This window comes from Aeromicrobium stalagmiti, from assembly GCF_013283745.1.
In the GTDB taxonomy this organism is placed as follows: Bacteria; Actinomycetota; Actinomycetes; order Propionibacteriales; family Nocardioidaceae; genus Aeromicrobium; species Aeromicrobium stalagmiti.
In genome coordinates this window covers 1,174,495-1,200,163 of record NZ_JABSTZ010000001.1, presented here as the reverse complement: position 1 = coordinate 1,200,163, position 25,669 = coordinate 1,174,495, and the positions used below count along the sequence as shown (strand labels likewise).

The following is a 25,669-nucleotide window of genomic DNA, read 5'->3' as shown; positions in this document are numbered from 1 at the left end:
CTCAGGGATTCACTGGAGCCACGACGACTCAGATCCAGCACGCCTGGTAGCCGAGAGTTTGCTGGCCTGGCGGCGTCGATCCCCCCGGGGTCGGCGCCGCCGCTCTGTCTGGGGTCGGTGCCCGCCTCAGCGAGCGAGCGGGGAGGCCTCGGCCGCCCGCGTGAACGCCTGCGAGGCGTACATCAGCCACTGGTGCACACCGGTCGGCTTGCCGCTGCCGTACGCCTCCAGCGCGGCGCGGTAGCCGTCGGGCTCGGCGGCGTGTCCCGCCTCCGGCACGATCACCGAGGCGGGGTCGACGCCCTTGGCGACCAGCACGAGACGCTCGGCCGCGCGCCCGATGATGCCGTTGTGCGTCGCGAAGGCCCCTGCCGCGCTGATCTCGGCGTGGACCAGGGCGGCGACGACCAGCCCGGGGGCCTCGGTCGGCCGGCCGAGCATCCAGGCCAGCTCCGTCAGCCGCGCGACGCCGTCGGGATTGACCGGCCGGCCGAGGTCGGCGTCGTCGACCGAGCCGGCGGCCGCCAGGGCGTGGATGCGAGCCAGGGCCTGCACCGGTGCGCGGTTCCAGACCGGGAGCAGGCCGAGCAGCTCGGTCGACAGCCGGACCGCGCCGCGGGCGAGGGCATCGCCGCCACCGGAGGCCAGCTCGTCGATCTCGAAGACGCTGCCCTCGAGCGACGCCGTGGCGACGGCGCCGAGGAGCAACGACCGTGCGGTGTCGTCGGGGGTGCTGCGTCGCAGGCCCCGGTCACGCAGGATGCCGTCGAGACCGTCGCGGGTGCCGGCATAGGTCGACGGGATGCCTTCGAGCGCGGCAGCCGAGATGAACGGATCGGACACGCCCGAAGCGTACCCGCCGCCCCTCGCGCCGCCCGGTAGCCTTCACACAATGAACGACTCCCCCGAAGATCGCACGGCCAAGTGGCTGGTCGGGGACCGTCTGTCCTGCGTGCTCCACCTCGGCGACGGGGCGCTGGCCTACCAGCTCGCCGAGCAGGGCCACGAGGTCGTCGTGGCCGGCGACGACGTGACGTCGAGCCGCCACCCCGACATCCAGTACGTCCGCAGCGCCGGTGAGCGCCTGCCGTTCCTCGGCGACGCGTTCGACGTCGTCGTCGCGCCCGAGCTGCGCGAGGCGCCGACGGCACTGGCCGAGTACGCCCGCGTGCTGCGTCCCGACGGGCTGCTCTCAGCGATCTCGCAGCGGCACGACGACTCGATCCCGTGGATGCGCAAGCTGCGCGAGATCACCGGCTCCCTCGACCGCGGCGCCGCCCCGGTCGACACCTTCGGCGCGTCCGGCCTGTTCCACGAGCCCGAGACGCACGAGTTCGGCACGTGGGAGAAGCTCGACCTGCCGGGCCTGCTCCGCTTCGCCCAGGCCACCAAGCACCCCTCGGTGGGTGAGGCCGCACTGGCACAGGTCCGCGACCTGTTCATGAGCTACGGCGGTCAGACCGGCTTCCTGCGGCTGCGGCACGAGACGTTCTGCGTCCGCGCGCGCGTCGACAAGGCCGGGCTCAGCCAGGAGACCCCGCCGCCCGACACGATGCTGCTCGACTTCCGCTGAGGTCAGCGCGGGGTGATCGGGTCGCGCGAGAACCACGCGAGACCCAGGCCCTCGTTGTAGCGGTCACGCCGCACCAGGGCCAGACCTGCCGCGGCGAGGTGGGACTCCAGCTCGTCGAACGAGCGACCCGGCATCGCGTGGTACTCCATGACGACGCGGCGCACCGACGACCACATCTCGACCGGCGAGTTGAGGACGACGTCGTACTCGGCCCCCTCGGCGTCCATCTTGAGGATGTCGACGTGGCCACCGGCCTCGGCGACGACGTCGGTGAATCCGACGCAGGGCACCTCGATCGTCACGGCACCGGGCTCACCCAGGTGCAGGACGCCGTTGTGGCCGCTGCCGGCGCCGTTGTCGGCCATCACGAGCGCACCCGTCGTGGCGCCCACGGCCTTGCGGTGCACGGCGATGCGATCGGCGAGGCCGTTGTCGTCGACGTTGCGCTGCAGGTAGGAGCCGGTGGACGGCGTCGGCTCGTAGGTGGAGACGCGGGAGCCGGGGAACGTCGTCGCGAACGCGATCGAGAAGCAGCCGATGTGGGCGCCGATGTCGACCAGGACCGGGGCGTCGAGCCCCTGGCCGAACCACTCGATGCCGTACTCGTCCTCGGCGAAGACCTCGTAGACCGGCACCCGGGCTCCGGGCGCGTTGGGGGCGGTGATCCGCAGCCCGTCGACCTGGTAGACGAGCTCGTCGGCGTGCGTGGCGATGCGGCGCAGGACGTCCCAGCCGTTGTCGAAGATCGACACCGTCTGGCGGGTGCGCATCAGCGCGAACCGGGCACGACGAACCACATTCATGAAGTCTCCTGGAGCTGATCGGATCGGTCGGACGGCGTCGTCGGGGTCGCGGATCGGTCGGACGGCGTCGTCGGGGTCGCGGATCGGTCGGACAACGACACGAGGAACGGTAGGGCCAACAGGCACCAGATGTAGCGATCCCACAACAATGGCGTGATCGCGCCGATCATCGCGTAGGCGAGCACGGGCAGGGCCAGCGGCAGGTATCGCGTCCCGAGGCGGAACGGCTGCCAGGCGACCGCGCCCAGCAGGATCAGGTAGAACAGCAGGCCCAGGATGCCTCCGGCCGCCGCGACCTGCAGGTAGATGTTGTGCGCCTCGAGCACGTCGCCGAAGCCCACGCCGAGGATCGGGTGGGTGACGAACTTGTCGGTCGCCTCGCGGATCAGCTGTTCTCGCTGGAGGTCGGAGAACGTGGCGCTGCCGTTGCCCTGCAGGCGACCGAGGATGTTGTTGCCCGCATCGCCTGAGGCCAGGGTCCGCCCCACGAAGTAGATCGGCAGGATGCTGAGGCCGAACAGGATGACCGCGAAGCCGATCGAGCGTGACAGGACGAGGTAGACCGCCAGGACGGCGACCGTGACGAGGAGCGCTGCGCGGCTGCCGCTGATCCACACGCCGTAGGCACCGAACGCGGCCCCCACCAGCAGGTAGAAGCGGCTCCACCGCGGCAGCTCCTGCCACAGGAACGGGATCACCGCGAGCGACAGCATCGAGCAGAGACCGAGGATGTTGGGGTGCCGGGTGAGCCCGAGGTAGCGCCCCTCGTAGGAGGCGGCGCCGAACACCAGCGCGTGACCCACGCTGATGCAGTTGCCGAACAGGTAGGCCGCGGCCAGCGCGATGACGACCTCACGCCGCGGGCGCCACAGCATGAAGGCGACGGGGAAGACCAAGGCGCCGACGACCAGGCGCAGCACCGCGTTGAGGCTCGTGGCCGGGTCGGCGCTGGCGGCCGACGAGAGCAGGCCGAAGGCCACGACGCCCGCCGCCCCGACCATGAACGGGAGCTGGGCCTCGAACCCGCGGGTCAGCAGGTAGGGGACGAGGAGCACCACGCCGAGCACGAGGAACACGTCGGAGGCCGTGATGAACGTCAGGGCCTCGACCGGCCGGACGTCGTTCATCGGCGAGAGCAGGAAGCCCAGCACGAACATCCCGATCGCGGTGCCCTCGATGCCCACGGTCACGAGCACCGTGAGGAACAGGATCACGAACAGCGCGAAGGCCGCTCCGAACACCGAGCCGAGCCCGACGGGCAGCAGGAGGCCCAGCAGGACGAGCACGCCGAGGGGCGGCGCCACGGCCGCGACCAGCCGGTGGGCCTTGGGGTGGGCGAACCCGCCCCGACGCCGGCTGACCTCCCCGAGCGTGCTGGCCATTGTGGCTACCTTGAGGCCCGACGACTGGGCGTCGTCCGACGAGTCGTCTTGGCGAGGAGGCCGCGGCGCGGCTTCTCCGGCTCCTGCTCCACCTGCCCGTAGCCATACCCGTAGCCATATCCGTAGCCGTAGGAGTCACCCAGCCGCGGGGGCGTGCGGTTGAGGATCGTGCCGAACAGGCGTCCACCGACGGTCTCGATGCGGCTGACCGCGAGGCGCAGCTGCTCGCGCGTCGTGGACCCGTACCTGACCAGCAGCAGGGCGCCGTCGACCTCGCCCATGAGGATCGAGGCGTCGGCTACGGGCAGCATCGGCGGGGCGTCGATGATGACGACGTCGTACTCGCTGCGGACGCTGAAGAGCAGGTCACGCATGGCCTGGGTGTCGAGCACCTCGGCCGGGTTGGGCGGCGTCGGGCCTGTGGCGAGGAAGTTGATGCCGCTGGGGTGCGACTGGGTCGCCTCCTCGAGCGTCGCGCGACCGATGAGCACCGAGACGATGCCGACCGAGTTCTCGAGGCCGAGGATGTCCGCGACGTTGGGGTTGCGCATGTCGGCGTCGATCAGCAGCACGGAGCGACCGGACTGGGCCATCGAGAGGGCGAGGTTGGTCGCGACCAGCGTCTTGCCCTCGTCGGGAACGGCGCTCGACACCAGGATCGACTCGACCTTGGCATCGAGGTTGGCGAACTGCAGGTTGGTGCGGAGCACGCGGAACGCCTCGGCGAGCGGGCCGTGGCCCTCGTTGCTGAGGGCGCGCTTCTTGACCTGCTTGTCGAACGGCAGGGTCGACAGCACGGCGTTGCCGGTGATCTCCTCGACGTCCTTGCGCAGCTTGACGGTGCGGTCGAGCAGGTCGCGCAGCACCGAGCCGGCGATGCCGACGAAGAGGCTCAGCAGCAGGCCGACGGCCAGGTTGAGCGGGATGTTGGGCGAGACCGGCGACTGGCTGATGCTCGGCTTGCCGACGACGCGCGCCACGTAGGCCGGCTGGCCCTCGCCGGCGGCGGGCTTCTCGAGCTCGGCGACGAGCGCCACGATGCCCTGGGCCGCGGCCTCGGCGATCTGCTGGGCGACCTGCGGGGTCTCGGCCGTCACGCTGATCTCGAGGGTCTGCGTCGACGTGATGACCGACGCCGACACCTGGCCCTTGAGCTCGTCGGGCGTGACCCCGACGAGGTTGAGCCGGTCGATCACGTTCTGCAGCAGGGACGGGTCGGTCGCCAGGTCGGCGTAGGACGCCAGTCGCTGGCCTGCGAAGAGCGCTGCGGTGTAGTCGGCCTGCTGGCCCACGGGCGTCGAGATGAACAGCTTGGCACTGGATCCGTACTGCGGTGTCGCGCTGAGGCTGAGGAACAAGGTGGCCAGGGCACCCACCACGAACGTGACGACACTGAACTTCCAGCGCGCACGCAAGATGCCCAGAAATTGACGCAGATCCACGGGTTCCCCTTATGGCTTGGAGGCAGTGCTCCGGCAAGTATCACAGGGAGTGTATGCGAGTCAGTGGTCGATCTGCGCACCGAATCGACCACGTGACAACCAGCGGCATCTAATTCGTAACCCGCGGAGAAGTCACCCGTTGTAACGTGTGGCTCAGCCGTCTTCGCGACGGCGCCACAGGTACGTGAGCAGATGTTCCACTCCAGATCCCGTGAGATAGGCAGACCCGCATGACCGTACTCGTAACTGGCGGCGGAGGCTTCATCGGCGGACACCTCGTCGCCGACCTCCTCAAGCAGGGCAAGGACGTCCGCGCCGTGGACGTCAAGCCCCAGGACGAGTGGTACCAGGTCCACCCGGACGCCGAGAACATCGTCGCCGACTGCGCCGACATGGGCGACGCCCACAAGGTCGCCGTCGGCACCGAGACGATCTACAACCTCGCGGCCGACATGGGCGGCATGGGGTTCATCGAGAACAACAAGGCCGAGTGCATGCTCTCGGTCCTGACGAGCACCAACATGCTGGTCGCCGCGAAGGACGCCGGCACCGAGCACTTCTTCTACAGCAGCTCGGCCTGTGTCTACGCCGGCGACAAGCAGACCGACCCCAACGTCACGGCCCTCAAGGAGTCCGACGCCTACCCGGCGGACCCCGAGGACGGCTACGGCTGGGAGAAGCTCTTCAGCGAGCGGATGGCCCGCCACTTCCGCGAGGACTTCGGCCTCAAGACCCGCATCGCCCGCTACCACAACGTCTATGGCCCCGAGGGCACGTTCGAGGGCGGTCGCGAGAAGGCCCCCGCGGCGCTCTCGCGCAAGATCGCCCAGGCCAAGCTCAGCGGCGACCACACGATCGAGGTGTGGGGCGACGGCGAGCAGAGCCGCAGCTTCATGTACATCGACGACTGCGTCCGCGGCACCCAGGAGATCCTGGCCGGCGACAACGTCGAGCCGGTCAACCTCGGCTCGGCCGAGCTCGTCACGATCAACCAGATGATCGGCATCCTCGAGGAGATCTCGGGCATCACGGTCACCAAGAACCACGACCTGTCAGCACCGCAGGGCGTCCGCGGCCGCAACAGCGACAACGAGCTCTTCCACAGCATCTACGGCTGGGAGCCGTCGATCTCGCTGCGCGACGGGCTCGAGAAGACCTACTCCTGGATCTACGACCAGCTCGCGGCACGCGGCTGACTCCATGAAGGTCATCGTCCACGACTTCTCTGGACATCCCTTCCAGGCCGAGCTGTCCCGTGAGCTCGCTGCCAAGGGACACCACGTCGACCACGTCTTCTCCGAGCAGTACGTCAGCGGCAAGGGACATCTCACCCGCCAGCCCGGCGACAGCCGGACCTTGGCGTTTCGGGGTCTGACGCTGCACCTGCCGTTCATGAAGTACTCGCCCCTGGCCCGGCTGCGGTTCGAGCGGGCGTACGCGCGCGAGTGGATCAAGCAGCTCAAGGCCGACCGGCCCGAGGCCGTCGTCGCGTGCAACCTCCCACTGGTCTCGATGTACTTCTTCGCACGCTACGCCCGGCGGACGAAGCTGCCCTACGTGATGTGGCACCAGGACATCTACAGCAGCGGGCTGTCCGACGAGCTGCGCCGACGCCTGCCGCGTCCGATGGCTGCTCTCGGCACGCACCTGTTCATCACGATGGAGGCCTACTGCGCGCGCAACGCCCGCCACGTGGTCGCGATCGGTGAGGCGTTCAAGGCCATCTACCCGCGCTGGCGGGTCAAGGCCCAGTGCGTGTCGGTCATCCCCAACTGGGCTCCCCTGGACCGGGTCTTCCCGGTCGGTCGCAGCAACCGGCGATCGGCGTTGCTGTTCGACGACGAGGACTCGCTCCGGCTCGTCTACGCCGGCACGATCGGGCGCAAGCACAACCCGCACCTGCTGGTCGACCTGCTGCAGAACGTCCTCGACAACGGCATCGACGCGTCGATGGCCGTGATCTCGGTCGGCGAGGCCGCCGACGAGATCGCCGAGGTGGCCCGCACCCGCAACCTGCCGCTGACGGTCCTGCCGTTCCAGCCGGCCGAGAACCTGCCCGACGTGCTCGGCTCCGCCGACGTCCTCGTCGCGCTGCTCGAGCCCGACGCGACGAAGTTCTCCATCCCCAGCAAGGTGCTGTCCTACATGGCGGCCGGACGACCGATCCTCGGCCTGATGCCGGCCGACAACCCCGCCGCCCAGGACATCGACGCCAGCGGCGGCTTCGTCGCCGATCCGACACCGGTCGGCGCCAAGGTCGCCGCGGAGTGGCTGGCCGAGCTGGCGGGCGACCGCGACACGATCACCTCGATCGGGCTGCGGACACGACAGATCGCCGAGCAGAAGTTCGACGTCACCGACGTCACCCGTCAGTTCGAGACGATCCTGCGCGACGCCGTGGCCGACCGCCGCGGCGCCCGTTCAGCCGGCTGAGCCCTCGAGATGGGCGGGCGCGTGCTCGATCCCGGTCCTGACCCGGAGCAGGTCGACGGCGACCATGTCGCGCACCAGCTGCTCGAACGACACGCTCGGCTCCCACCCGAGGACGTCACGGGCCCTGCCGGCGTCGCCGCAGAGACCCGGCGCGTCGACCTTCCTGAGCAGAGCCGGGTCCTGGTCGACGTGCTGCCACGCATCGTCCAGGCCCGCGGCGGCGAACGCCAGCTCGACGAGCTCGCGGATCGTGTGCAGCCGGCCGGTGGCGATCACGTAGTCCATGGGCTCGTCGTGCTGCAGCGCGGCGTGCATGGCCCGGACGTAGTCGGTCGCCGCGCCCCAGTCCCTGGCCGAGTCGAGGTTGCCGAGGGTCAGACGCTCCCCGCTCCCCTGCGCGATGCGGGCGGCCGCCCGGGTGACCTTGCGCGTGACCACGTCGACGCGGCGCAGGGGGCTCTCGTGGTTGTAGAGGATGCCCGCGCAGGCGAACAGCCCGTGACGCTCGCGGGCCGCCGCGGTCGCCAGCTGGGCACGGCTCTTGGACTCCGCATAGGGATGGGCCGGGGCGTGCGGGGTCTGCTCGTCCTGCGGGTTGACCGCCCCCGGGCCGAAGACCTCCGACGTCGAGGCCTGGAAGAAGCGGACCGGCGCCCCGGTGCGCTCCCCGTGGGCCAGCATCGCCCGGAGCATCCCCTCGACCGCGTGCTCGTTGAGCGCACGGGTCAGCTCCGGCTCGCTCCAGCCTCGGCCGACCGACGTGATGCCGGCCAGGTTGTAGACCTCGTGCGGCTCGTGCTCGTCCAGCAGCGCGGCGAACGCGGGCACGTCGTCCAGCTCGTGCTCGACCACCGTCACGGCGTCGAGGTAGGGCGCGAGGTCGTGGTGCGAGCCCGGTCGGAGCGTGCCGACGACGTCGTAGTCGAGCGACCGCAGGTGACGCGCCAGCAGCGTGCCGTCCTGTCCGCCCAGCCCCGTCACGAGCGCACGCTTCATGGCCACCTCGCAGGTCCGTCGATCCGTCGTCAGAGTCGCAGCCGCAGGACCCGGGCGGGCGGCAGCATCGCCGGATCAGCATACTCAGCGGGCCTCTCGTCGGTGGCAGATCCGCCGACCCGGGACCCCGTGAATCAGCCCCGACGACATCGCCCGAGCACCGGTTCGCGAGGGTCATCAATGCCATACTGGGTCAGCCGTCCGTGCCGGCCCGTCGACGAGAGGAACGTGGAATGAGAGTGCGCAGGGTCGTCCGGGCCGGACGCCGGATCCGCCAGTCGTTCACCCACTTCGACAACGGCACCGAGCTGCTCTGGAGCACCGTGCGGTCCAAGGAGATGACCTTCCGCACCAAGACGGGCCTGACGATGTACGCCCCCAACATCGCGGGCGCCCGCTTCCCCGTCTACGAGATCAACGCCGACGACGTCTACCGAATGGGCGACCTGCTCGAGGGGCTTCGCCCCGACCTGACGGCCGTCGACATCGGCGCCCACATCGGCAGCTTCTCGACGGCCGTGTGCGCGGCGGTGCCGGGTGCCACGGTGCACGCCTACGAGGCCTCGCCCTCGACCGCCGCCTGGCTCGAGCGCAACGTCGCGGCCAACGACCTCGGTGACCGCCTCGTGGTGCACCGTCGCGCCGTGTCCGACCACGCCGGCGCCCTCGAGTTCGTCGACAACGGCAGCGCCAGCGCCCACAACGGCCTGACCGCCCCCGACGGCTACGGGGCCACGGTGTCGGTGCCGTGCGTGACCTTCGCCGACATCCATGCAGCGACCGGCGGCCGGATCGACCTCATCAAGAGCGATGCCGAGGGCGCCGAGTACGGCGTGATCCTCACCAGCGACCCGGCGCACTGGACCACGGTCCAGCGGGTCGTCATGGAGTACCACCCGGTCGACGGCTACTCGTTCGACGACCTGGTCGCGTTCCTCGGCGGTGTGGGGCTCGACCTCGTGCGCAACGAGCCGGCCGACCGCCCCGGCCTGGGCAACGCCTGGTTCGCGCGCGCCGCGGCTGCCTGAGCGCCGCCGATGACCCGACTCCCACCGGCGCTCCAGCCCCTGTGGCCGGCCGCCAAGCGGGCCCACCGCGCCGCGACGCGCGAGGTCGGACGCGTGTCCCGTGCGACCGGGGCAGGAGGATCGCGCGCCGTGCCCCGGACGGCGTCACCGTCGTCGGCCGAGACCGCCCGGCACGAGCCCGACGCGGTGCGCGTCCACGTCGGCGGCCCGGCCACGCACGTGCGACGTCCCGTTCCCGCCGGCCGGCCGGCGGGTCTGCGCTTCTGGGACGAGGTGCGCGACCTCGACGTCCCTCCCCGGTTCGTCCTCGACGTCACCGACGGCCACCTCGTCGGCGAGTACGCCGCGACCGTCACCCCGGGCGGAGTGCTCGACCTGCAGACCAGCCCCTACTTCGGCATCCGCGGCTGGCGCGAGCACCCGATCTACCTGCGCCCTCGCCTGCCGGCGCCCCAGCAGCTCGCGGGCACGACCCTCTCGCTGGCCTCCCCCGCGTCGGGACGCAACTACTACCACTCCATCATGGACACGCTGCCCCGCTGGGGCCTGCTGCAGGAGGCGATGCCGGGCGTCCGGCCCGACCGCATCGTGATCAGCCATCGCACGCGCTGGGACCAGCAGCTCGTCGCGATGCTGGGCCTCGACCAGATCGAGCTGGTCGAGCCCGTCAAGCACCTGTCGTTGCGCGCGGAGCGACTCCTGGTCCCCAGCCTCGACAACCAGCAGACCCTCGCCCCGCCGTGGATCACCTCGTGGCTGCGCACCGCGCTGCCCCCGCGCGACGTGCAGGGCCGGCCGCGACGCATCTACGTGACGCGCGGCGACGTGCCCCAGACGCGTCGGCTCGTCCGCGAGGCCGAGCTGCTGCCCCACCTCGAGCGGCTCGGCTTCGTCCGGTTCGATCCCGGCGCCGTGAGCGTCCAGGAGCAGATCGACCACTTCGCCGCCGCCGAGGTGGTCGTGGCGCCGCACGGCGCGGGCCTGGTCAACCTCAACTTCGCGCCCGAGGGGGTGCGGGTCCTCGAGCTGTTCGCACCGCGCTACCTCAATCCCGGCTACTGGTCGATCACCGACAACATCCCCGACTCGGTCTACCGCTACCTCGTCGCCGAGCCCGTCGAGCCGGACCGCCCGGAGCGCCGCATGAACCGGGTCCAGAACGACATCGACCTGTCGCCGCAGTCCGTCCTCGCAGCCGTCGAGGAGCTGCTGGCCACATGACCTCTTCTCTTCGTCCACCACCCGTCGCGGGACGTGCTCCCGCCCTCCCGGAGGCTCCGCGCCCATGACCGATCAGTCCATGACCAACCGAGCGCGCGAGACCGGCAAGCTCTGGATCCGCCGCACCCTGCAGCGCGCCGACCTCGAGATCGGCCGCGGGTCCTACGCCGGACGCCTCGTGCGCACCCTGGCGTCGCACGACGTCCGCGCGGTCCTCGACATCGGCGCCAACGTCGGCCAGTACGCCGTGCTGACCCGCAGCGCCGGCTTCGGCGGGCAGATCATCAGCTGCGAGCCCTTGAGCGGAGCGTTCGCCCAGCTCAGCCAGCGCGCCGCCAAGGACGAGCACTGGACCGCGCTCAACACCGCCGTCGGGGCCGAGTCGGGCACCGCGACGATCAACGTGTCGGAGAACTCCTTCTCCTCCTCGATCCGCGACATGACCGAGGCGCACCTCACCACGGCTCCGCAGTCACGCTTCATCGCGACCGAGGAGGTGCCGGTCACGACCGTCGCCGCCCTCGTCGAGGCGCACGGCCTCGACCCCCGGCACACGCTGCTCAAGATCGACACGCAGGGCTTCGAGGACGAGGTGCTCCGCGGGGCCGGCGACCTCGTCGGCCAGGTCGCCGCGATCCAGCTCGAGCTGTCGTTCGTCGAGCTCTACGCGGGCCAGCGGCTGTTCGACGACCTGGTGGCCGCGATGGCGACCGCGGGCTACCGCATCCAGCAGCTCGAGCCCGGCATCTCCGACCCCGACGGCCGCATGCTCCAGGTCGACGGGCTGTTCGTGCGGCGCGAGGACGATCCGGCGCGCTGAGCGCCGGGCCGTCAGGCCGGGTGGGTGTCGGTGGGCTCGCGGCTGCCCACCACGCGGGCCGGCGACGCCGAGACCACGGTGTAGGGCGCGACGTCGCGGACGACCAGCGCGTTGGCGCCGATGACCGCACCGTCGCCGATCGTGACCCCGCCGACGATGACGGCGTGCGTGCCGATGAAGACGTCGTTGCCGATCACGGTGTACTCGGGCCCCGAGTGGTCCATCGTCTGGGGACCGATGACGACCCCGAGGTGGATGCGGCAGTTGGAGCCGATCACGACGTAGGCACCGATGCCGACACCGACCGAGTGCGCGAGGTAGAGGCCCGGACCGATCGAGGCCAGCGGGTTGATCTCCGCGCCCGTCGTGCGCATCGAGCGCGCCCGCAGCAGCAGGCCGAGGGGCAGATATCCCTTCCTGGTCACGGCCTGCGCCATCCGGTAGATGACGACGGCCCGCACGTTGGGGCTGACGAGCGCCTTGGTGAGGGCCCGTCCCCAGAAGCGCAGCGGAGACCGGGCACGGAAGTTGGCGTGCGTCGTCGCCTCGATGTCGGCGCGCAGCAGGGTCAGCATCGGCAGGACAGGGCCGGTGTCGGGGCGATCCACGTCAGCGCACCCGCTGGATCCACAGGGACGACGGCGGGTTGGGGTCCTGGGCGACGGGCACGTAGTCGCCGAACTGCTCGCTCAGCGACGACTCGTCGTCGTGGCGGATCATCGGGACGGACAGCAGCACCTCGTAGGCGGAGTTGAAGCTCAGGAAGATCTGCACGACCATCGCCTCGTTCCAGTAGACCGGCCAGCGCTCCCCGAACAGCCAGGTGTCGGCCGGGTAGGGGCCGTTGAACGGGAAGTGCACGTCGTGGATGTGCACGAGCACGCCGGGCTTGATGCGCGGCAGCACCTCGAGGAACAAGAACGCCACGTCGCTGTCGATCTTGAGCGCGTGGGACGAGTCGATGAACAGGACGTCGCCGGCCTCGAGCTCCTCGAACCGCTCGAGCGGCACGTCCTGGACGAAGCCCTCGATGAGCTCGAAGTCCGGAAGGGTCTTGAGGGCGTCGAAGGGATACGGCTCGATGCAGCTGATGCGCAGCGGCGAGCCCTCCTGCGCGTTCTGCGCCGCGGCGAGCGAGGCGTAGTAGGTCGAGAGGCCCGAGCCGACCTCGAGGTAGCGGGCCGGCTTGTGCTCGCGCAGGAAGTAGTAGAGCGTGCGGGCGTCGAGCTGCGGGTATCCCGGCCCGAAGCCGCGGCGCGTGTTGGTCAGGTAGTCACCGGTCGTCGCGGCGAACTCGGTCTCCCACCGCCCGGCCAGCTCGGCGAGGTGCTTGCGCATGCCGGGGACGTCGGCGTCGACGCCCACGAGGCTGCTCGGACGGTCCCACCGCTCCCGCGTCTGCTCGATCTCGCCCAGCACGGGCAGCGTGGAGTAGTAGTCCTTCTTCTTGACCACGTTGTAGCCGAGCGCGCCGAAGACCGACAGCGCGAGCCGGACCCGTGCGCGCCGGAACCGGAACACGGCACCGTCGAGGGACTCGACGAGGGGGGCGGGGAGGAAGCGCAGGGCGCGCTGCTTCGCGCTGCGCCGCGGGACTGGCGGGAGGGGAGCGTCCATGCGGAGGATTCTACGCAGTGAGGACCCTCGCCGAGGCGCATTACGCCGGCTGCCGACCCACACAAATCGATGCCACCGACTCCCTCGTCCTGCACCTGCTCCGGCGGCCCGGACGATAGGCTGACCTGCATGAATAGAGCGTTCATCACCGGCATCACCGGCCAGGACGGGTCCTACCTGACGGAGTTCCTGCTCGACAAGGGATATGAGGTCCACGGGCTGGTCCGACGGTCGTCGACGCTCAACCGCAGTCGCATCGACCACCTCGCCGGCAACGACCGGCTGCACCTGCACTACGGCGACCTCACCGACGGCGTCGGACTGGTCAACCTGGTCCGGTCGATCGAGCCCACCGAGGTCTACAACCTCGGCGCGCAGAGCCACGTCAAGGTCTCGTTCGAGATGCCCGACTACACCGCGTCGACCAACTCCATCGGCACGCTGCGCCTGCTGGAGGCGATCCGCGCCTCGGGCATGAGCTGCAAGTTCTACCAGGCCTCGACGTCCGAGATGTTCGGCTCGACCCCGCCGCCGCAGAACGAGGACACCACGTTCCACCCCCGCTCTCCCTACGGCGCCAGCAAGCTGCAGGCCCACTGGGTCACGATCAACTACCGCGAGGCCTACGGGCTGTTCGCCGTGTCCGGCATCCTGTTCAACCACGAGTCCCCCCGCCGCGGCGAGAACTTCGTGACGCGCAAGATCACCCGCGGTGTCGCCGCCATCCGCGCCGGTCTCACCGACACCCTCGAGCTCGGCAACCTCGACGCGACCCGCGACTGGGGCTACGCCCCCGAGTACGTCGTCGGCATGTGGCAGATGCTCCAGGCCGACGAGCCCGACGACTACGTGCTCGCCACCGGCGAGGGCCACAGCGTGCGCGCGTTCTGCGAGGCCGCGTTCTCGCACGCCGGCCTCAACTGGCAGGACCACGTCGTCCACAACGACATGTACGAACGCCCGTCCGAGGTCGACGCGCTGCTCGGCGACGCCACCAAGGCGCGCACCCATCTGGGCTGGGAGGCCAAGACCACGGCCCTCGACCTTGCCCGCCTGATGGTCGACTCCGACTCCGCCGAGCTGGAGATGTCGCTCAAGAAGTGATGCCGCTCCCGGCCGCTCTCAGGAGCGGCCGAGGCCCGGCACCCGCGTCGCGGCCCACCGCTGGAAGTCCTGCGCCGCGAGTCGGCTGCCCAGCACCGAGAGGTGCACGGTGTCGCGCATGAGGGGACGACCGTCCTTCAGCAACGAGCAGGTGCTGTCGGTGCAGAACACCGAGGACGGGTCGTAGACCTTGACGTCGGGATGCTCCCGGACGATGTCGTCGGCGACCGCCTTGAACGAGGCGAACGCCGTGCGCTCCTGCGTCCGCGGCACCTCGCACGACGCGGTGTCGGAGTTGAAGGGCCGGGCGAAGCACTGGGCGATGTCGTAGCCCAGCTGCGGCTTCGGCCCCCACAGCACGACCTGGTCGCCGCGCTTCTCCAGGTCGCTGACGCGCCGCTGGAGGCCGCGGACGAAGGCCTCGCGATCGGTCTCGTCGACCGACGAACCCCGGGTGGCGATCGAGCCCGCGGGCAGGCCGGCAGGGGTCACCCACTGGCCCTTCTCGTCGAACTGCGGCCACGTCATGCTGATCACGACGACCGGGACGCGGTCACGCGCGATGACCGAGTCGATGAACTCCTCCTGGACCTGCGACCGGGCGGCGAAGCACGGGTTGCCCGGGTCGGCCCCTGCCAGCTTGAGCTGCACGCCTTGCGTCGGGCTGCAGGTGCCGATCGAGAGGACGGTGCTGTCGGGGTAGGCCGACCTCATGCCGGGGTAGAGCTCGTTGGCCAGGCTGTCGCCCAGCAGCAGGACGTCGGCCGGCTCGTCCTTGTTGGTGACGCAGAACCACCAGCCGCCCTCCTTCTGCGCGAAGGGATAGCGCGAGTCGCACGTCGCGTTGGTGAGATAGCTCCACTGGCCGAGCTCTGCGATGGGTCCCGAGTCACCTCCATGGGCGGAGGCGGGGCCGAACGAGGTCGCGACGACGAAGCTGGCAGCGCCCACGACGCCGACGCCCGCCGCGAGGAACCGGGGTGAACGCCGTGCCAGCCGGCCACGCCGCACGGGCTTCTCGACGAAGAAGTAGGTCAGGGTCGCCAGCCCGATCGCCACCAGCACCATCAGGGCGCGGATCGGGATGGACGGGAAGCCCCGCTCGACGATCGTGGTCAGGGAGATCATGGGCCAGTGCCACAGGTAGAGCGGATAGCTGATCAGGCCGATGCCCACCGCCAGCCGCATCGACAGGAGCCGGCGGTTGAACACCGACGCGGGACCGGCGGCGATGATCATGGCCGCACCGAGCACCGGCAGGAGACCCCACTGCCCCGGATAGGCGACCTTCGAGCTGACCGTGAGGACGCCGAAGGCGATGACGAGCAGGCCCACGACCGACAGCACGTGGGCGGCGACCCGGCTGCGCACCTGGCCCGCCGACGGCGCGAGGGCGAGCAGCCCGCCGACCGACAGCTGCCAGAACCGGGTGAACGGCGAGTAGTAGTCGGCCGACGGGTCGGCCGAGGCCAGGTAGAGGTTGAAGGCGAACGAGAGCACGGTCAGCACCGCCACCACCACGAGCGCGGTACGACGACTGCGCCGCAGGCACACGATCATGAGCAGCGGCCACACGAGGTAGAACTGCTCCTCGATCGCCAGCGACCACAGGTGCAGCAGCGGCTTGGTGTAGGCGCCGGGGTCGAAGTAGGACGACTCCGCCATGAAGTGGAAGTTGGCCACGAAGAACGCGCCCGCACCGGCCTCACGGGCCAGGCTGCGCAGCTCGTCGGTGAACAGCACGAGCCAGCCGCCGAGCAGGGTGGCGACGAGCACGACGATCAACGCCGGGAAGATCCGCCGGATGCGGCGGACGTAGAAGTCGCGGATCGTGAACGTCCCGGCCTGGACGCGCTTGGCCACCAGGCCCGTGATGAGGAAGCCGGAGACCACGAAGAAGACGTCGACCCCGATGAACCCGCCCCGGAAGATCCCCGGGAAGTAGTGGAACCCGATGACGGACATGACCGCGACGGCACGCAGCCCGTCGATGTCGGGTCGATATCCGGCGACCCGGTGCGGCATGGACGTCGACGACACCGGAGGCTCCGCATCTGTGGGGGTGGAGGGGGCGGGGCCGGGGTCGGCGCCGATGCTGTCGACCGGCTCCGTCCCGACCTCCTCGACGGGTGGCCCTGCAGCGGCCCGGTCCCGCTCCTGCTCGCGCAGGATGGTGCGGGCCATGAGACCCAGCGGCACCACGATGAACACGATCCAGGCGATGCTGCTGGCCCACAGGACCCCGCTCGCCCCCACGACCTGCACGAGCCAGATCGACACGACGATGTTGCAGATCGCCATGGGCACGCCCACGAGGAGCTGCTGTCGCTGCTTCTGGTTGCCGTTGAGGAAGAACGTCAGGGGCGAGGCCGCGGACGACAGCACCGTCCACACCGCGGCCGCCGCGAGCAACGCGGTGCCGGGGACGTACTGGCTGCCCAGCCAGATCCGGATCAACGGCTCCCCGGCCACGAACAGGACGGCTGAGAGCAGCACCGCCACGGCGCCGCAGTAGACCGTCGACCTCACCAGGGTCCGGCGGGCCCACGCCACGTCACCGTGCCTCGTCGCATCGGCGAACGCGCTCCACAGCTGGGTGACGGCGACGTGCGTCGTCGTCGAGACGAGGGCGAAGAGCTTGATCGTGATGCTGTACTTCGCGGCGGCCTCGGACCCCAGGAACGACGACACGATCAGGGTGTCGAGCTGGAAGGCGATCGCGCCGAGCAGGGCCACGCCGGTGAACTGCGCACCCGAGGTCAGGAGCTCGCGCACCATCGGCCGGGACACGTACGACCGGTGGGGCCGCATCTCCTCGGGCAGCGACCGGATGACGCGCACCGACTGGACGTACATCACGATCGGGGGCGTCAGGCACATCGCGGCGACGGTCCAGCGGATGTCCTGCGTCAGGGCCGCGGCGATCGTCGCCGCGACGGGCGAGCCGATGTTGGCGACGCCCAGCCAGAGCGAGGCGGCGTGTCCCCGCTGGCGCGAGAGCTCGATCTTCTGGCCCAGGTTGGTCGTCAGCTGCAGGGCCGCACCGCCGAGCGCGATGAACGCCGCCCAGTGGATGTCGCTGGCCGAGACCCCGTCGGCCCCGGTCCACGAGTTCCACGGCAGGACGATCGCCAGCAGCGCGGCCACCGCCAGGCCGATGGCCGACGCCGCCCCCACCACGGCATAGGCGGACGAGATCAGGGTGCGCGCGTGGGCCGGGCCCTGGTCGTTGCCGCTCAGCTTGCTGACGAGGCCGCTCGCGATGCCGAAGTCGCCCAGCAGCAGCAGGAACGACGTCATCGTCAGCGTGACGAGCACGCCGTAGAGCTGGATGCCCAGCAGGTGCGTCAGCAGCGGGGTCAGCAGCAGGGTCGCGAAGGTCGTGCTGCCTCGCGACGCGACGGCAGCGAGTCCGGCCTTCACCAGCGCACGCTCCCGGGTGCGCTCCCGCGTGGACGCGTCGGTCATGCGGTGATCTCCCGATAGATCGCGAGGGTCTCGGCGCACGTCCGGGCCCACGTGAACTCGGCCGCCCGGTCTCGTGCCGCGCCGATCATGACGGCGGCGTCAGGGGCATCAGGGTCGGAGATCTCGAGCAGCGCCTTGGCGAGCTCGCTGGGGTCCTCGGGCGAGACGATGGTGGCGTGGCCACCGGCCACCTCGGTCAGGCAGGGCGTGTCGGCGACGACCACCGGGCAGCCGGCCGCATAGGCCTCGAGGATCGGCAGGCCGAATCCCTCGTACTTGCTCGGGAAGACCAGGCACCGCGCGCCCGCGTAGACGCCCGGCAGGTCGGCGTCGTCCACGGCGAACTGGTGGACCCGGTCGGTGATGCCGTGCCGCTCGAAGAACTCCGCCTCCGCCGGCCCGAAGGCTCCTCCGCCGACGCACACGAGGTGCAGGTCGGGCCGGGCGCCGGCGACGTCGGCGAACGCCTCGGCGAGCAGCGAGAAGTTCTTGTAGTCGGCGCGCCGGCCGACGAACAGGACGTAGTGGTCGGGCAGCGCGAACGACGGTGTGGTCGGCGAGAAGAAGCTCGTCTCGACCCCGAGGTACGTCACGTGGACCGGCTTGCCGAAGTCGCCCCAGTGCTGCAGCAGGTCGGCCTTGGTCGTCTCGGAGATGCACACGATCGCGTCGGACGCCTCGAGGTACTCGCGCTTGCCGACGTGCGGGTCACCGCCGCTCCACTCGGGCATGACCTCCGGGATCATGTCGAACACCGTGCTGACGCGCGTGCGCGTGCGGTAGCGGTCGATGTACTCGGGGCGATACCACGTGTGGTGCACGACGTCGACGGCCCGCGGCGGCATCCGCGTGAGCGTGTTCAGCATCTGCAGCGGCCGCGGACGGGTGCGGTGGACCCCACCGGCGACCTGTCGCATGCGGTCGGGGAAGTCGCGCGCGATGTACTCGTTCTGCACGTAGCCGAAGGGCAGGACGACCTCGACGTCCGGCGTGGCCGTGAGCTCCTTGGCCAGCTCGGAGAACAGTCGCGAGACGCCACCTCTCTGCTGGAACAGAAAGATCTGGGGATCGATCAGCACGCGCATGGAATCACCCTGCCATCTTCCCTGACGCGAGCCGCCCAGGAGCGGAGATCGGCAGGATCTGGCTGCCGACGCCCACCGCCGTGACGCGACGCGTGCTGCCCGTCGCTGCCATGGCACCTCCGGTCGTCTGCGTCGAGGGGCGGTCGACCGGCGGCCGGCGATCATTCCCTCGATGGTCAACGAGCGACAGCCCGTCGGGTCACCCCATATTTCGGCAGCGGGCGGGGCCACGGAGCACGGTGTCCCGGCTGGTACGGTGCTCGCGAGCCAAGGAGGGCCCATGCCTCGCTGGTTGTACGCGATCCTGCTCGTGCCCGCACGTGTCGTGCACGCCTTCCGGCGCTCCGGGACAGTGGCCCGTCTCGCGCGCGACTCCCGCCGCGGGCGCACGGCCGAGCTCTGGTTCGGCGACTCCCACGCGATGTACTTCAACGGGCCCGTCACCACTGCGTCGTTGTGGCGGGCCGATCGCGACCAGACGGTGTGCCACCTGGGTCCACGGCTGATGTTCTCCGTGGCCCGCAACGGGTTTCCGCCCCGCGCGACCAGAACCGCTCGCCTGGTGCGGCGCGTCGCCGACAGCGACCAGGTGCTCCCGGTGGTCGTGACCGGCGAGATCGACGTGCGGTGCCACCTGGCTGCGCACACAGGCCCCGACGGCTCCCGCGACCTCGGCTTCGTGGCGACCTACGTCGAGCGCGGGTGCGAGCTCGCGGCGCTGATGGGCGCGTCGCGGGTGGTGCTCGTCGTCCCGCCGCCGCCCAGCATCGACGCACCGGTGCTGCCGGGCTATCCCGTGGTCGGTTCGATCGACGAGCGCATCTCGACGTTCCTCGCACTCCGCTCGGCCCTCGGCGCAGCGGTGTCGTCGCACGACGGACCGGTCCGCGCCGAGCTGTTCGACGCGACGACGGTCCTGTCCGACACCCGCGGCGGCCTGCGCGCGGAGCTCACCGACGACGGCATCCACACCAACGCTGCGGGCGTCACCGTGGTGCGGGACCACTTCGCCCGCTTCGTGGACGGGCTCGCCCCGGCGACCGGCGAGCGGTCGACCCCTCAGACCTGAGCAGGCCCCAGGTGGGTCTGGGTCCGGGCCCACCCGAGGATCTCCTGGCCGAGCTTCTCGCCGATCGCGGCGTGCACGGCCGGCGTGAAGTGTGCCCCGTCGGAGCAGACCTCCTCGCCGCGAGCCTCGAACTCCGCGGTGACGTCGGTGAGCCTGAACAGTCGGACGTTGGGCTTGTCGATGCGCTCGACCAGCTGCTCGAGCTGCTCGTTGACCAGGCCGATGCGCGGGGCCATGCCCGGGAACCACTGCTGCCACGTGGCGTTGGGACCCGGGATGTCGAGCACGAGGATCAACGGGCTCGCCAGCATCTGCAGGCGCTTGAGCAGCCGTTCGTAGTCGGCGGCGACACGACGGACGCGACGGCGGGCGACCGACGTGGGCAGCGCCCGGTCGATCTTCTGCTGCACCCGGGCCAGCAGTCGCCAGGTGGGGGCGAGCAGGTGCTTGCGGTAGCGGTCGCGGACCGGGCCCGGCCTGCTCGTCATGCCGTGCGAGTGGCGCTGCAGCCACAGCGGAAGCAGCAGGTGCACGCACTCCGCGTGACCGTAGGACAGCACGATGACGTCAGGGGACCAGCCGCCGGCCTCCTGCTGCCACGTCTTGAGCGTGTTCCTGGTGAGCTCGGCCGGCACCGAGTTCACCTGCATCTGGACCGGGTAGCCACCGGCGAGCAGCTCGACCTCGGCCGCGCGCGGGAACGTGAAGTCGGTGCGCGGGCCGCCCATGAACGAGGTCCACGAGACCGTGGACGCGCCCTTGACGAGGATCCGGATCGGCATGGGCAGGGGGGTCGTCGTCACTCAGGTCTCCATCTCGTGTGGGGTGCTGTTCCACTCTCGTCGACCGTCGGCGGGGCGTCCGGACCCACTCGCCTCACGCACGGACGAACACGCCGTCGATCTGCAGGATCTCCCCGGTCGGGGCCGCGTAGCCCTGCTCGATGCCGACGAGCTGGAACCCCTGCGCGTACGCCCAGCCGACCGCCTCGTCGATCAGCATGCCGCCGCCGTAGAGCGGTGTCAGCGAGAGCTCGAGCTGGATGCCGACACAGGCCGACACGGTCTCGGTGCCGCCGGCGAGCACCTCGCGCTCGAAGCCCTGCGTGTCGATCTTGAGGAACGGCCGCCGGTGCTCGGCGACGAGCGGTGCGGCCTCGTCGTCGAGCCGGGCGACCGCGATGGTCTCCTGGCCCACGTAGCGCACCGAGGGCGCGGCCTCGATGTGCGTGTCGAGCATCGGCAGGATCGAGCTGCTCGTGCTGTTGGAGGCGATGTTGATCGTGGCCTCCCCCGCCTCGGCGCCCAGGGCCGTGTTGCGGGCCGTCCAGAGTCGGTCGCCGGCGATCGTCGCCGAGAGGTCGGCGAACGCCGCGGCGATCGGCTCGAACGAGACGATCCGCCCGGTGTAGCCGAACGACCTCAGGCTCGTGCCGTAGCCACCTCCGGCGGCCCCGACGTCGAGGACGAGGTCGACGTCGTGCTGCTTCAGCATGGCCTGGCGTCGCACGGCGGGGTGCCGCCGCAGCTCGAAGCCGCGTCGCCCCAGACGGGTGGCGACCGCGTTGACAACGCTCGACCGGGTGCTCATCGACTCACCTCCGCGACGCGCGTCCGCAGGCCGCGGACCCTGAAGTCCAGCTGCTCGTGCAGGTTCTGGGCCCAGATCGTCGGGGTCGACCGGCTGCCGAGCGCCCGGCTGCCCTCCGACATCGTGCCGAGACGCTGCGTGCCCGCCGACGACATCCAGGCGAGGGACCGCGCGAGCCCGTCGACGTCGCCCGCCGCGAAGGTCCAGCCGTTGAAGCCGTCCTGCAGCAGGTGGGGCACCGCGCCGACGCCGTCGGAGCAGATCAGGGGCAGCCCCGCCACGGCCCCCTCGTGGACCACGACGCCGTACCACTCGATGTGCGAGGGCATCAGCAGGCAGGAGGAGCGGTGCATGAGCTCGGCGAGCTCGGCGGGCTGGACGAACCCGTGCAGCGTGACGCCCTCGATGCCCTCGAACGCGGTCTTGAGGGGTCCGTCACCGGCGATGTCGAGGTCCCACGGATCGTCGACCGTGGCGCGATAGCGACGATAGGCCTCGGCCAGCTCGGCAGGCGCCTTGTGCCAGATGAGCCGCCCGGTGAACAGGAACCGGCGGCGTCCGGCGAGCTCGGCCGGGTCGCGCGCCCCGCGGTCGAACACGGGCGTGTCGGCCGAGTTCGCCCCGCGGATGATGTCGCGGCCGGCGAAGCCGATCCGGCGGGCGAACAGCTCGGACCGCTCGCCGGGCACCCACGCGCAGTCGAACAGGGGCAGCACGTAGAAGCGGCTCGCCAGCAGGCCGGCCCACTGCTTGCGGCTGCCGTGCCAGAAGTTGCTGGTGAAGATGACGCGCAGCGCGCGGCTCTTCATGGCCTTCATGACGGCGCGGTAGCCCTTGCCGTCCCACGACCACATGATCACGACGTCAGGGTCGAACGCCTCGACCAGCGGCACCAGCTCGGCCGGCTCGGGCATCGCGTCGTCCCAGACGTGACGCTCGACGACCCGGTTGAAGGAGTCCTTGTCGAACGGGGCGAAGGGCATCGAGCCGGGATGCACCAGCAACAGCTCGTTGCCCAGCTCGCTCAGCTCACGAAAGCAGCTGTCCTGGTAGGCCGTCAGGCCTGTCATCAGTACCGCGATGCGCAACGGTGCTCTCCTTCATCGAGGTCACTGGACGATACCAACCGGGTGCCGGCCGCGCAGGCAGTCCGGCGAAGCCGCGCGGCGGCCGGTCCGCTCATGCCGAGGCCGTGGACGAGGGCACGCCCAGGAGACGCTCGGCGAAGGCGTCGGCCGTGGCGGGAGGCACGGTGCTGCGGCTCGGGGCGAGCGGGTCGCGGGCCAGCGCGCGAGCGATCGCGGCGGCGATGTCGGCGGCGTCGACCTCCGCGGTCTCCCCACCGTCGGTCGCGGCGACCTCGCGCGCCCGCACCTGCGAGCCGGCGGTCACCACCGGCACGCCGGCCGCCAGCGCCTTGCCCATGATGCCGCTGGGGCCGTTGTTGGTCATGATGAGCGCGGCCACGTCGGACGCCGCGACGAGCTGGTCGAGCAGGTCGTTGGGCAGGAATCCCTCGCGCGTGATGATCCGCCCGCGGGGTCCCGGCTCCACGGACGCCGCCCAGCGGGCGACCCCCTCCGAGAGGCCACCGGCGAGGAGCAGGTCGGCGTCGATGCCGCCGGTCTGCATCGCCTCCCACAGCAGCTGGGGGTTCTTGCGCTCGGACACGCCGCCGAAGATGCCGACGATCCGTCGGTCGGCGGGCAGGTCGAGCGCGGCGCGCAGGGCGACGCGGTCGCGGGAGTGGGCCCCGCAGATCTCGGGGTCGCGGGCGCGCTTGACGATCCAGCCCCGCGTCATGTCGTCGCGACCGGCGAACCCGGCCACCCGGTGCAGCGACCCGGTCGCCATGGCGACGAGCGCCAGGGTCGCCTTGGGGATCCGCAGCCGCCAGCCGACCCAGTCGGTGAGCCGCAGCTTGGCCGGGTAGCGCGTCAGCATGAAGACCACGCGGGGTCGCCGGCGCAGCCCGAACGCCCGCGGCGCCTCGAACCACCACCGCTTGAGCGACTGGTCGGCGTCCATCACGACGACCGTGTCGACCCGCTCGGCCCGGCAGACCGCCGCGACCTCGCGGGCGATGTCACGGATCGGCGGCAGCTCGGACGAGAACACCTCGACCGTCCGGTAGCCGAGGTCGCCGAGGTACTCCACGAACGCGGGGTCCTGGGTGCCGCCGCGCGACGTCATGATCAGCACCTCGGAGGAGCGCTCGGCGACTCGAGCCACGTTGGCGACGGCCTGGGAGCGGTGGCCGCCCGGGAACGGCTCGACCAGGATCGTGGAGCCCGGGCCGCCCGGGCCACGTCGCCGATCATTCATGCGCAGAGGATAGGGCGTGGACCGACGCGACGGGGGGACCGGGCCGAACCCGGGGGTCACGGCGAGCCTGCTCCGGTAGCGTGTCCGCGAGTGCCGAGGCCCGGACGGGCGACGTGAAAGGGTGACGCATGAGGTGTGACTGCTGCGGTTCGGCGGACTGGACGCCGCTGTTCTCCGAGAACGGCATCCGTCTCGGGCAGTGCCCCCGGTGCGACCTCCTCTACATCGACGACATCCCCGAGCCCCAGCGCCGGATGACCGAGATGGAGGCCGGCCACTACGCGGGCACCCAGGAGATCGTCGCGGCCGACAAGCAGAGCCAGAGCGAGCTGATCCTGCGCAGCCGCTTCCAGGGCTTCGTCGACCTCGCCCGCGAGCACACCCCCTCCGGCCGCTGGCTCGACATCGGCTGCGGCGCGGGCCTGCTCCTCGGCCTCGCCCGGGACGCCAGCTACGAGATCGAGGGCATCGAGCTCAGCGCCGACCGCATGCGCATCGCGGCCCAGCAGACCGGCGCGACCGTGCACGGCCTGCCGGTGGAGGACGTCGGCTACCCCGACGACTCGTTCGACGTGATCAGCATGATCAACGTGTTCTCCCACCTGATCAGCCCCACCGAGACGTTCCGTGAGCTGGCCCGCATCCTGCGACCCGGCGGCATCGTCGTCATGGCGACCGGCGAGATGACGGCGGGCGCCCAGAAGGGCGACATGCTCCACTGGAACCTCGGCGACCACCTGCACTTCCTGGGCGACCGGACGATGGCCGAGTACGCCGAGCGGCTCGACCTCGCGGTCCTGCACCACGAGCGGACCTGGCTGCCCGACGAGATGTTCAGCCGGGAGTGGCTGCGCGTGCGCGGCCGGTCCAAGGCCAAGAACGCGCTCAAGTCGACCGTCAACCGCACGCCGGGCGGGCTCGCGCTCATGCGAGCCGTCATGCTCCGCCGTCAGGCCGACAGCTCGGCGCACTCCGGCGTGTTCGTGCTGGCCCCGCGCTGACGCAGCGTCAGCGCACCGCCTCGACGGCGAGCTGGGCGCCACCTTCGCTGGTGCGCTGGTCCAGGCCCGCGAACTCCGGCCGGTCGCTGGAGCCGGTGGGCGTGCGGACCACGTCGGAGAAGCCGGCCTTCTCGAGCTCGACCTTCAGCGTCTCGAAGTCGAAGACATAGCCCTCGTGGTGCCCGAACGCGCCGATCGGGATCCGCAGCACGTCGATGGGGTGCTCGACGACCAGGCCCAGCTCGCGGTAGTGCGTCGCGGCGGCGTCGTCGAGAGCGGGCTGGCCGGAGAGGTACATCTCGACGTGGGCCCGCACGTCAGGCGTGATGAGCCGGATGACACCGCCGGGCTGCAGGCAGCGGTACGCCTCGGCCAGCATCGCCCGCGTGGCCTCGAGCGGCAGGTGCTCGATGACGTTGTCGGAGTAGACGTGTGACACCGACCCGTCCTCGAGCGGCCACGTGCGCGTGGCGTCGAGGTAGTTGCGGGTCACGGCGTTGACGTTGGTCACGACCCATCCCGGCCGCGGCACGAGGCCACCGATCTCGAGCTTGAGGGGGCGGGAGGCCTCGCCCAGCGCTCGACGGGCCCGGACCTTCGCGATGGGCGTGTTGACGGTCCGCACGGTCGCGCGAACGGCGCGATAGACGGTGGGGTTCACGGAGCAGGAGCCTACACGGGCAGAGCCGCCCGTGAGGGCGATGTCGGGCAA

Annotated in this window: 23 protein-coding genes; 9 read left to right on the top strand and 14 right to left on the bottom strand. The window is 70.6% G+C overall.

Annotated features, from left to right (window positions below; genetic code table 11):
- Positions 1-126 precede the first annotated feature (126 nt).
- Entirely contained in the window at positions 127-843 is a 717-nt protein-coding gene (locus HQK15_RS05870; RefSeq protein ID WP_173490451.1) for a Fic family protein, read from the bottom strand.
- A gap of 49 nt (positions 844-892) precedes the next feature.
- Here HQK15_RS05870 and HQK15_RS05865 point away from each other — a divergent pair, with 49 nt between their 5' ends.
- Positions 893-1,573, top strand: a complete 681-nt coding sequence (locus HQK15_RS05865; RefSeq protein WP_173490450.1) for a class I SAM-dependent methyltransferase — start codon at positions 893-895, stop codon at positions 1,571-1,573.
- Between the two features lie 2 nt (positions 1,574-1,575).
- Here HQK15_RS05865 and HQK15_RS05860 read toward each other — a convergent pair whose 3' ends face one another.
- From HQK15_RS05860 to HQK15_RS05850, 3 genes are read right to left on the bottom strand one after another with little or no spacing between them, the layout of a single operon-like run.
- Positions 1,576-2,376 (bottom strand): FkbM family methyltransferase, encoded by an 801-nt coding sequence (locus HQK15_RS05860; RefSeq protein WP_173490449.1) that lies wholly within the window; start codon positions 2,374-2,376, stop codon positions 1,576-1,578.
- Positions 2,373-3,758, bottom strand: a complete 1,386-nt coding sequence (locus tag HQK15_RS05855; protein ID WP_173490448.1) for an O-antigen ligase family protein — start codon at positions 3,756-3,758, stop codon at positions 2,373-2,375. Before HQK15_RS05855 ends, HQK15_RS05860 begins: the two co-directional genes overlap by 4 nt.
- A 5-nt stretch (positions 3,759-3,763) precedes the next feature.
- The gene (locus HQK15_RS05850) at positions 3,764-5,200 is read right to left on the bottom strand and encodes a tyrosine-protein kinase domain-containing protein (protein WP_173490447.1); all 1,437 of its coding nucleotides are present in this window, start codon (positions 5,198-5,200) and stop codon (positions 3,764-3,766) included.
- A 230-nt stretch (positions 5,201-5,430) separates the two neighbouring features.
- Between HQK15_RS05850 and HQK15_RS05845 the strand changes: the two genes are divergently transcribed.
- Both HQK15_RS05845 and HQK15_RS05840 read left to right on the top strand, forming a co-directional pair.
- Positions 5,431-6,396, top strand: a complete 966-nt coding sequence (locus tag HQK15_RS05845; protein ID WP_173490446.1) for an NAD-dependent epimerase/dehydratase family protein — start codon at positions 5,431-5,433, stop codon at positions 6,394-6,396.
- Between the two features lie 4 nt (positions 6,397-6,400).
- Entirely contained in the window at positions 6,401-7,633 is a 1,233-nt protein-coding gene (locus HQK15_RS05840) for a glycosyltransferase family 4 protein (RefSeq protein ID WP_173490445.1), read from the top strand.
- On the opposite strand, the gene HQK15_RS05835 is transcribed toward HQK15_RS05840, so the two are convergent.
- Positions 7,622-8,629 carry a GDP-mannose 4,6-dehydratase gene (locus tag HQK15_RS05835; protein WP_173490444.1) on the bottom strand — a complete coding sequence of 336 codons (1,008 nt, stop codon included), beginning with the start codon at positions 8,627-8,629 and terminating at the stop codon, positions 7,622-7,624. The two genes, HQK15_RS05840 and HQK15_RS05835, sit on opposite strands and share 12 nt — an antisense overlap.
- 233 nt (positions 8,630-8,862) lie before the next feature.
- Here HQK15_RS05835 and HQK15_RS05830 point away from each other — a divergent pair, with 233 nt between their 5' ends.
- The 3 genes from HQK15_RS05830 (at position 8,863) to HQK15_RS05820 (ending at position 11,698) form a co-directional block, all read left to right on the top strand.
- Positions 8,863-9,657: an FkbM family methyltransferase gene (locus HQK15_RS05830; protein WP_173490443.1), complete on the top strand. Its 795-nt coding sequence runs from the start codon at positions 8,863-8,865 to the stop codon at positions 9,655-9,657.
- Positions 9,658-9,666: 9 nt separating this feature from the next.
- Positions 9,667-10,878: a glycosyltransferase family 61 protein gene (locus tag HQK15_RS05825; RefSeq protein WP_173490442.1), complete on the top strand. Its 1,212-nt coding sequence runs from the start codon at positions 9,667-9,669 to the stop codon at positions 10,876-10,878.
- A gap of 64 nt (positions 10,879-10,942) precedes the next feature.
- Positions 10,943-11,698 (top strand): FkbM family methyltransferase, encoded by a 756-nt coding sequence (locus HQK15_RS05820; protein ID WP_173490441.1) that lies wholly within the window; start codon positions 10,943-10,945, stop codon positions 11,696-11,698.
- Positions 11,699-11,709: 11 nt separating this feature from the next.
- On the opposite strand, the gene HQK15_RS19050 is transcribed toward HQK15_RS05820, so the two are convergent.
- Both HQK15_RS19050 and HQK15_RS05810 read right to left on the bottom strand, forming a co-directional pair.
- Complete coding sequence (locus HQK15_RS19050) at positions 11,710-12,306, bottom strand: serine O-acetyltransferase (protein WP_173490440.1); 597 nt, start codon at positions 12,304-12,306, stop codon at positions 11,710-11,712.
- Position 12,307: 1 nt separating this feature from the next.
- Entirely contained in the window at positions 12,308-13,315 is a 1,008-nt protein-coding gene (locus HQK15_RS05810) for a class I SAM-dependent methyltransferase (RefSeq protein ID WP_173490439.1), read from the bottom strand.
- 129 nt (positions 13,316-13,444) lie between these two features.
- Between HQK15_RS05810 and gmd the strand changes: the two genes are divergently transcribed.
- On the top strand, positions 13,445-14,419 hold the full coding sequence (gmd, locus tag HQK15_RS05805) for a GDP-mannose 4,6-dehydratase (RefSeq protein WP_173490438.1): 975 nt from the start codon (positions 13,445-13,447) through the stop codon (positions 14,417-14,419).
- Between the two features lie 18 nt (positions 14,420-14,437).
- On the opposite strand, the gene HQK15_RS05800 is transcribed toward gmd, so the two are convergent.
- Both HQK15_RS05800 and HQK15_RS05795 read right to left on the bottom strand, forming a co-directional pair.
- Positions 14,438-17,887 carry an SGNH hydrolase domain-containing protein gene (locus HQK15_RS05800; protein ID WP_173490437.1) on the bottom strand — a complete coding sequence of 1,150 codons (3,450 nt, stop codon included), beginning with the start codon at positions 17,885-17,887 and terminating at the stop codon, positions 14,438-14,440.
- Complete coding sequence (locus tag HQK15_RS05795; RefSeq protein ID WP_173490436.1) at positions 17,884-18,972, bottom strand: glycosyltransferase family 4 protein; 1,089 nt, start codon at positions 18,970-18,972, stop codon at positions 17,884-17,886. The genes HQK15_RS05800 and HQK15_RS05795 overlap by 4 nt, the downstream gene beginning before the upstream one ends.
- A gap of 280 nt (positions 18,973-19,252) precedes the next feature.
- On the opposite strand from HQK15_RS05795, the gene HQK15_RS05790 reads away from it, so the two are divergent.
- Positions 19,253-20,041, top strand: coding sequence for a hypothetical protein (locus tag HQK15_RS05790; protein WP_173490435.1), 789 nt, complete (start codon positions 19,253-19,255; stop codon positions 20,039-20,041).
- Here HQK15_RS05790 and HQK15_RS05785 read toward each other — a convergent pair.
- From HQK15_RS05785 to HQK15_RS05770, 4 genes are all read right to left on the bottom strand, one after another.
- Positions 20,032-20,844 carry an SGNH/GDSL hydrolase family protein gene (locus HQK15_RS05785; RefSeq protein ID WP_173490434.1) on the bottom strand — a complete coding sequence of 271 codons (813 nt, stop codon included), beginning with the start codon at positions 20,842-20,844 and terminating at the stop codon, positions 20,032-20,034. The two genes, HQK15_RS05790 and HQK15_RS05785, sit on opposite strands and share 10 nt — an antisense overlap.
- A 73-nt stretch (positions 20,845-20,917) precedes the next feature.
- Positions 20,918-21,631: an FkbM family methyltransferase gene (locus HQK15_RS05780; RefSeq protein WP_173490433.1), complete on the bottom strand. Its 714-nt coding sequence runs from the start codon at positions 21,629-21,631 to the stop codon at positions 20,918-20,920.
- Positions 21,628-22,719: a glycosyltransferase family 4 protein gene (locus HQK15_RS05775; RefSeq protein ID WP_173490432.1), complete on the bottom strand. Its 1,092-nt coding sequence runs from the start codon at positions 22,717-22,719 to the stop codon at positions 21,628-21,630. Before HQK15_RS05775 ends, HQK15_RS05780 begins: the two co-directional genes overlap by 4 nt.
- Positions 22,720-22,810: 91 nt before the next feature.
- Positions 22,811-23,956 (bottom strand): glycosyltransferase, encoded by a 1,146-nt coding sequence (locus tag HQK15_RS05770; protein WP_173490431.1) that lies wholly within the window; start codon positions 23,954-23,956, stop codon positions 22,811-22,813.
- A gap of 128 nt (positions 23,957-24,084) precedes the next feature.
- Here HQK15_RS05770 and HQK15_RS05765 point away from each other — a divergent pair, with 128 nt between their 5' ends.
- The gene (locus HQK15_RS05765; protein ID WP_173490430.1) at positions 24,085-24,957 is read left to right on the top strand and encodes a class I SAM-dependent methyltransferase; all 873 of its coding nucleotides are present in this window, start codon (positions 24,085-24,087) and stop codon (positions 24,955-24,957) included.
- Positions 24,958-24,964: 7 nt separating this feature from the next.
- Here the strand turns inward: HQK15_RS05765 and HQK15_RS05760 are convergent, their stop codons facing one another.
- A complete protein-coding gene (locus HQK15_RS05760) occupies positions 24,965-25,618 on the bottom strand; it encodes a class I SAM-dependent methyltransferase (protein ID WP_173490429.1) in 654 nt (217 codons plus the stop codon).
- Positions 25,619-25,669: the final 51 nt, after the last annotated feature.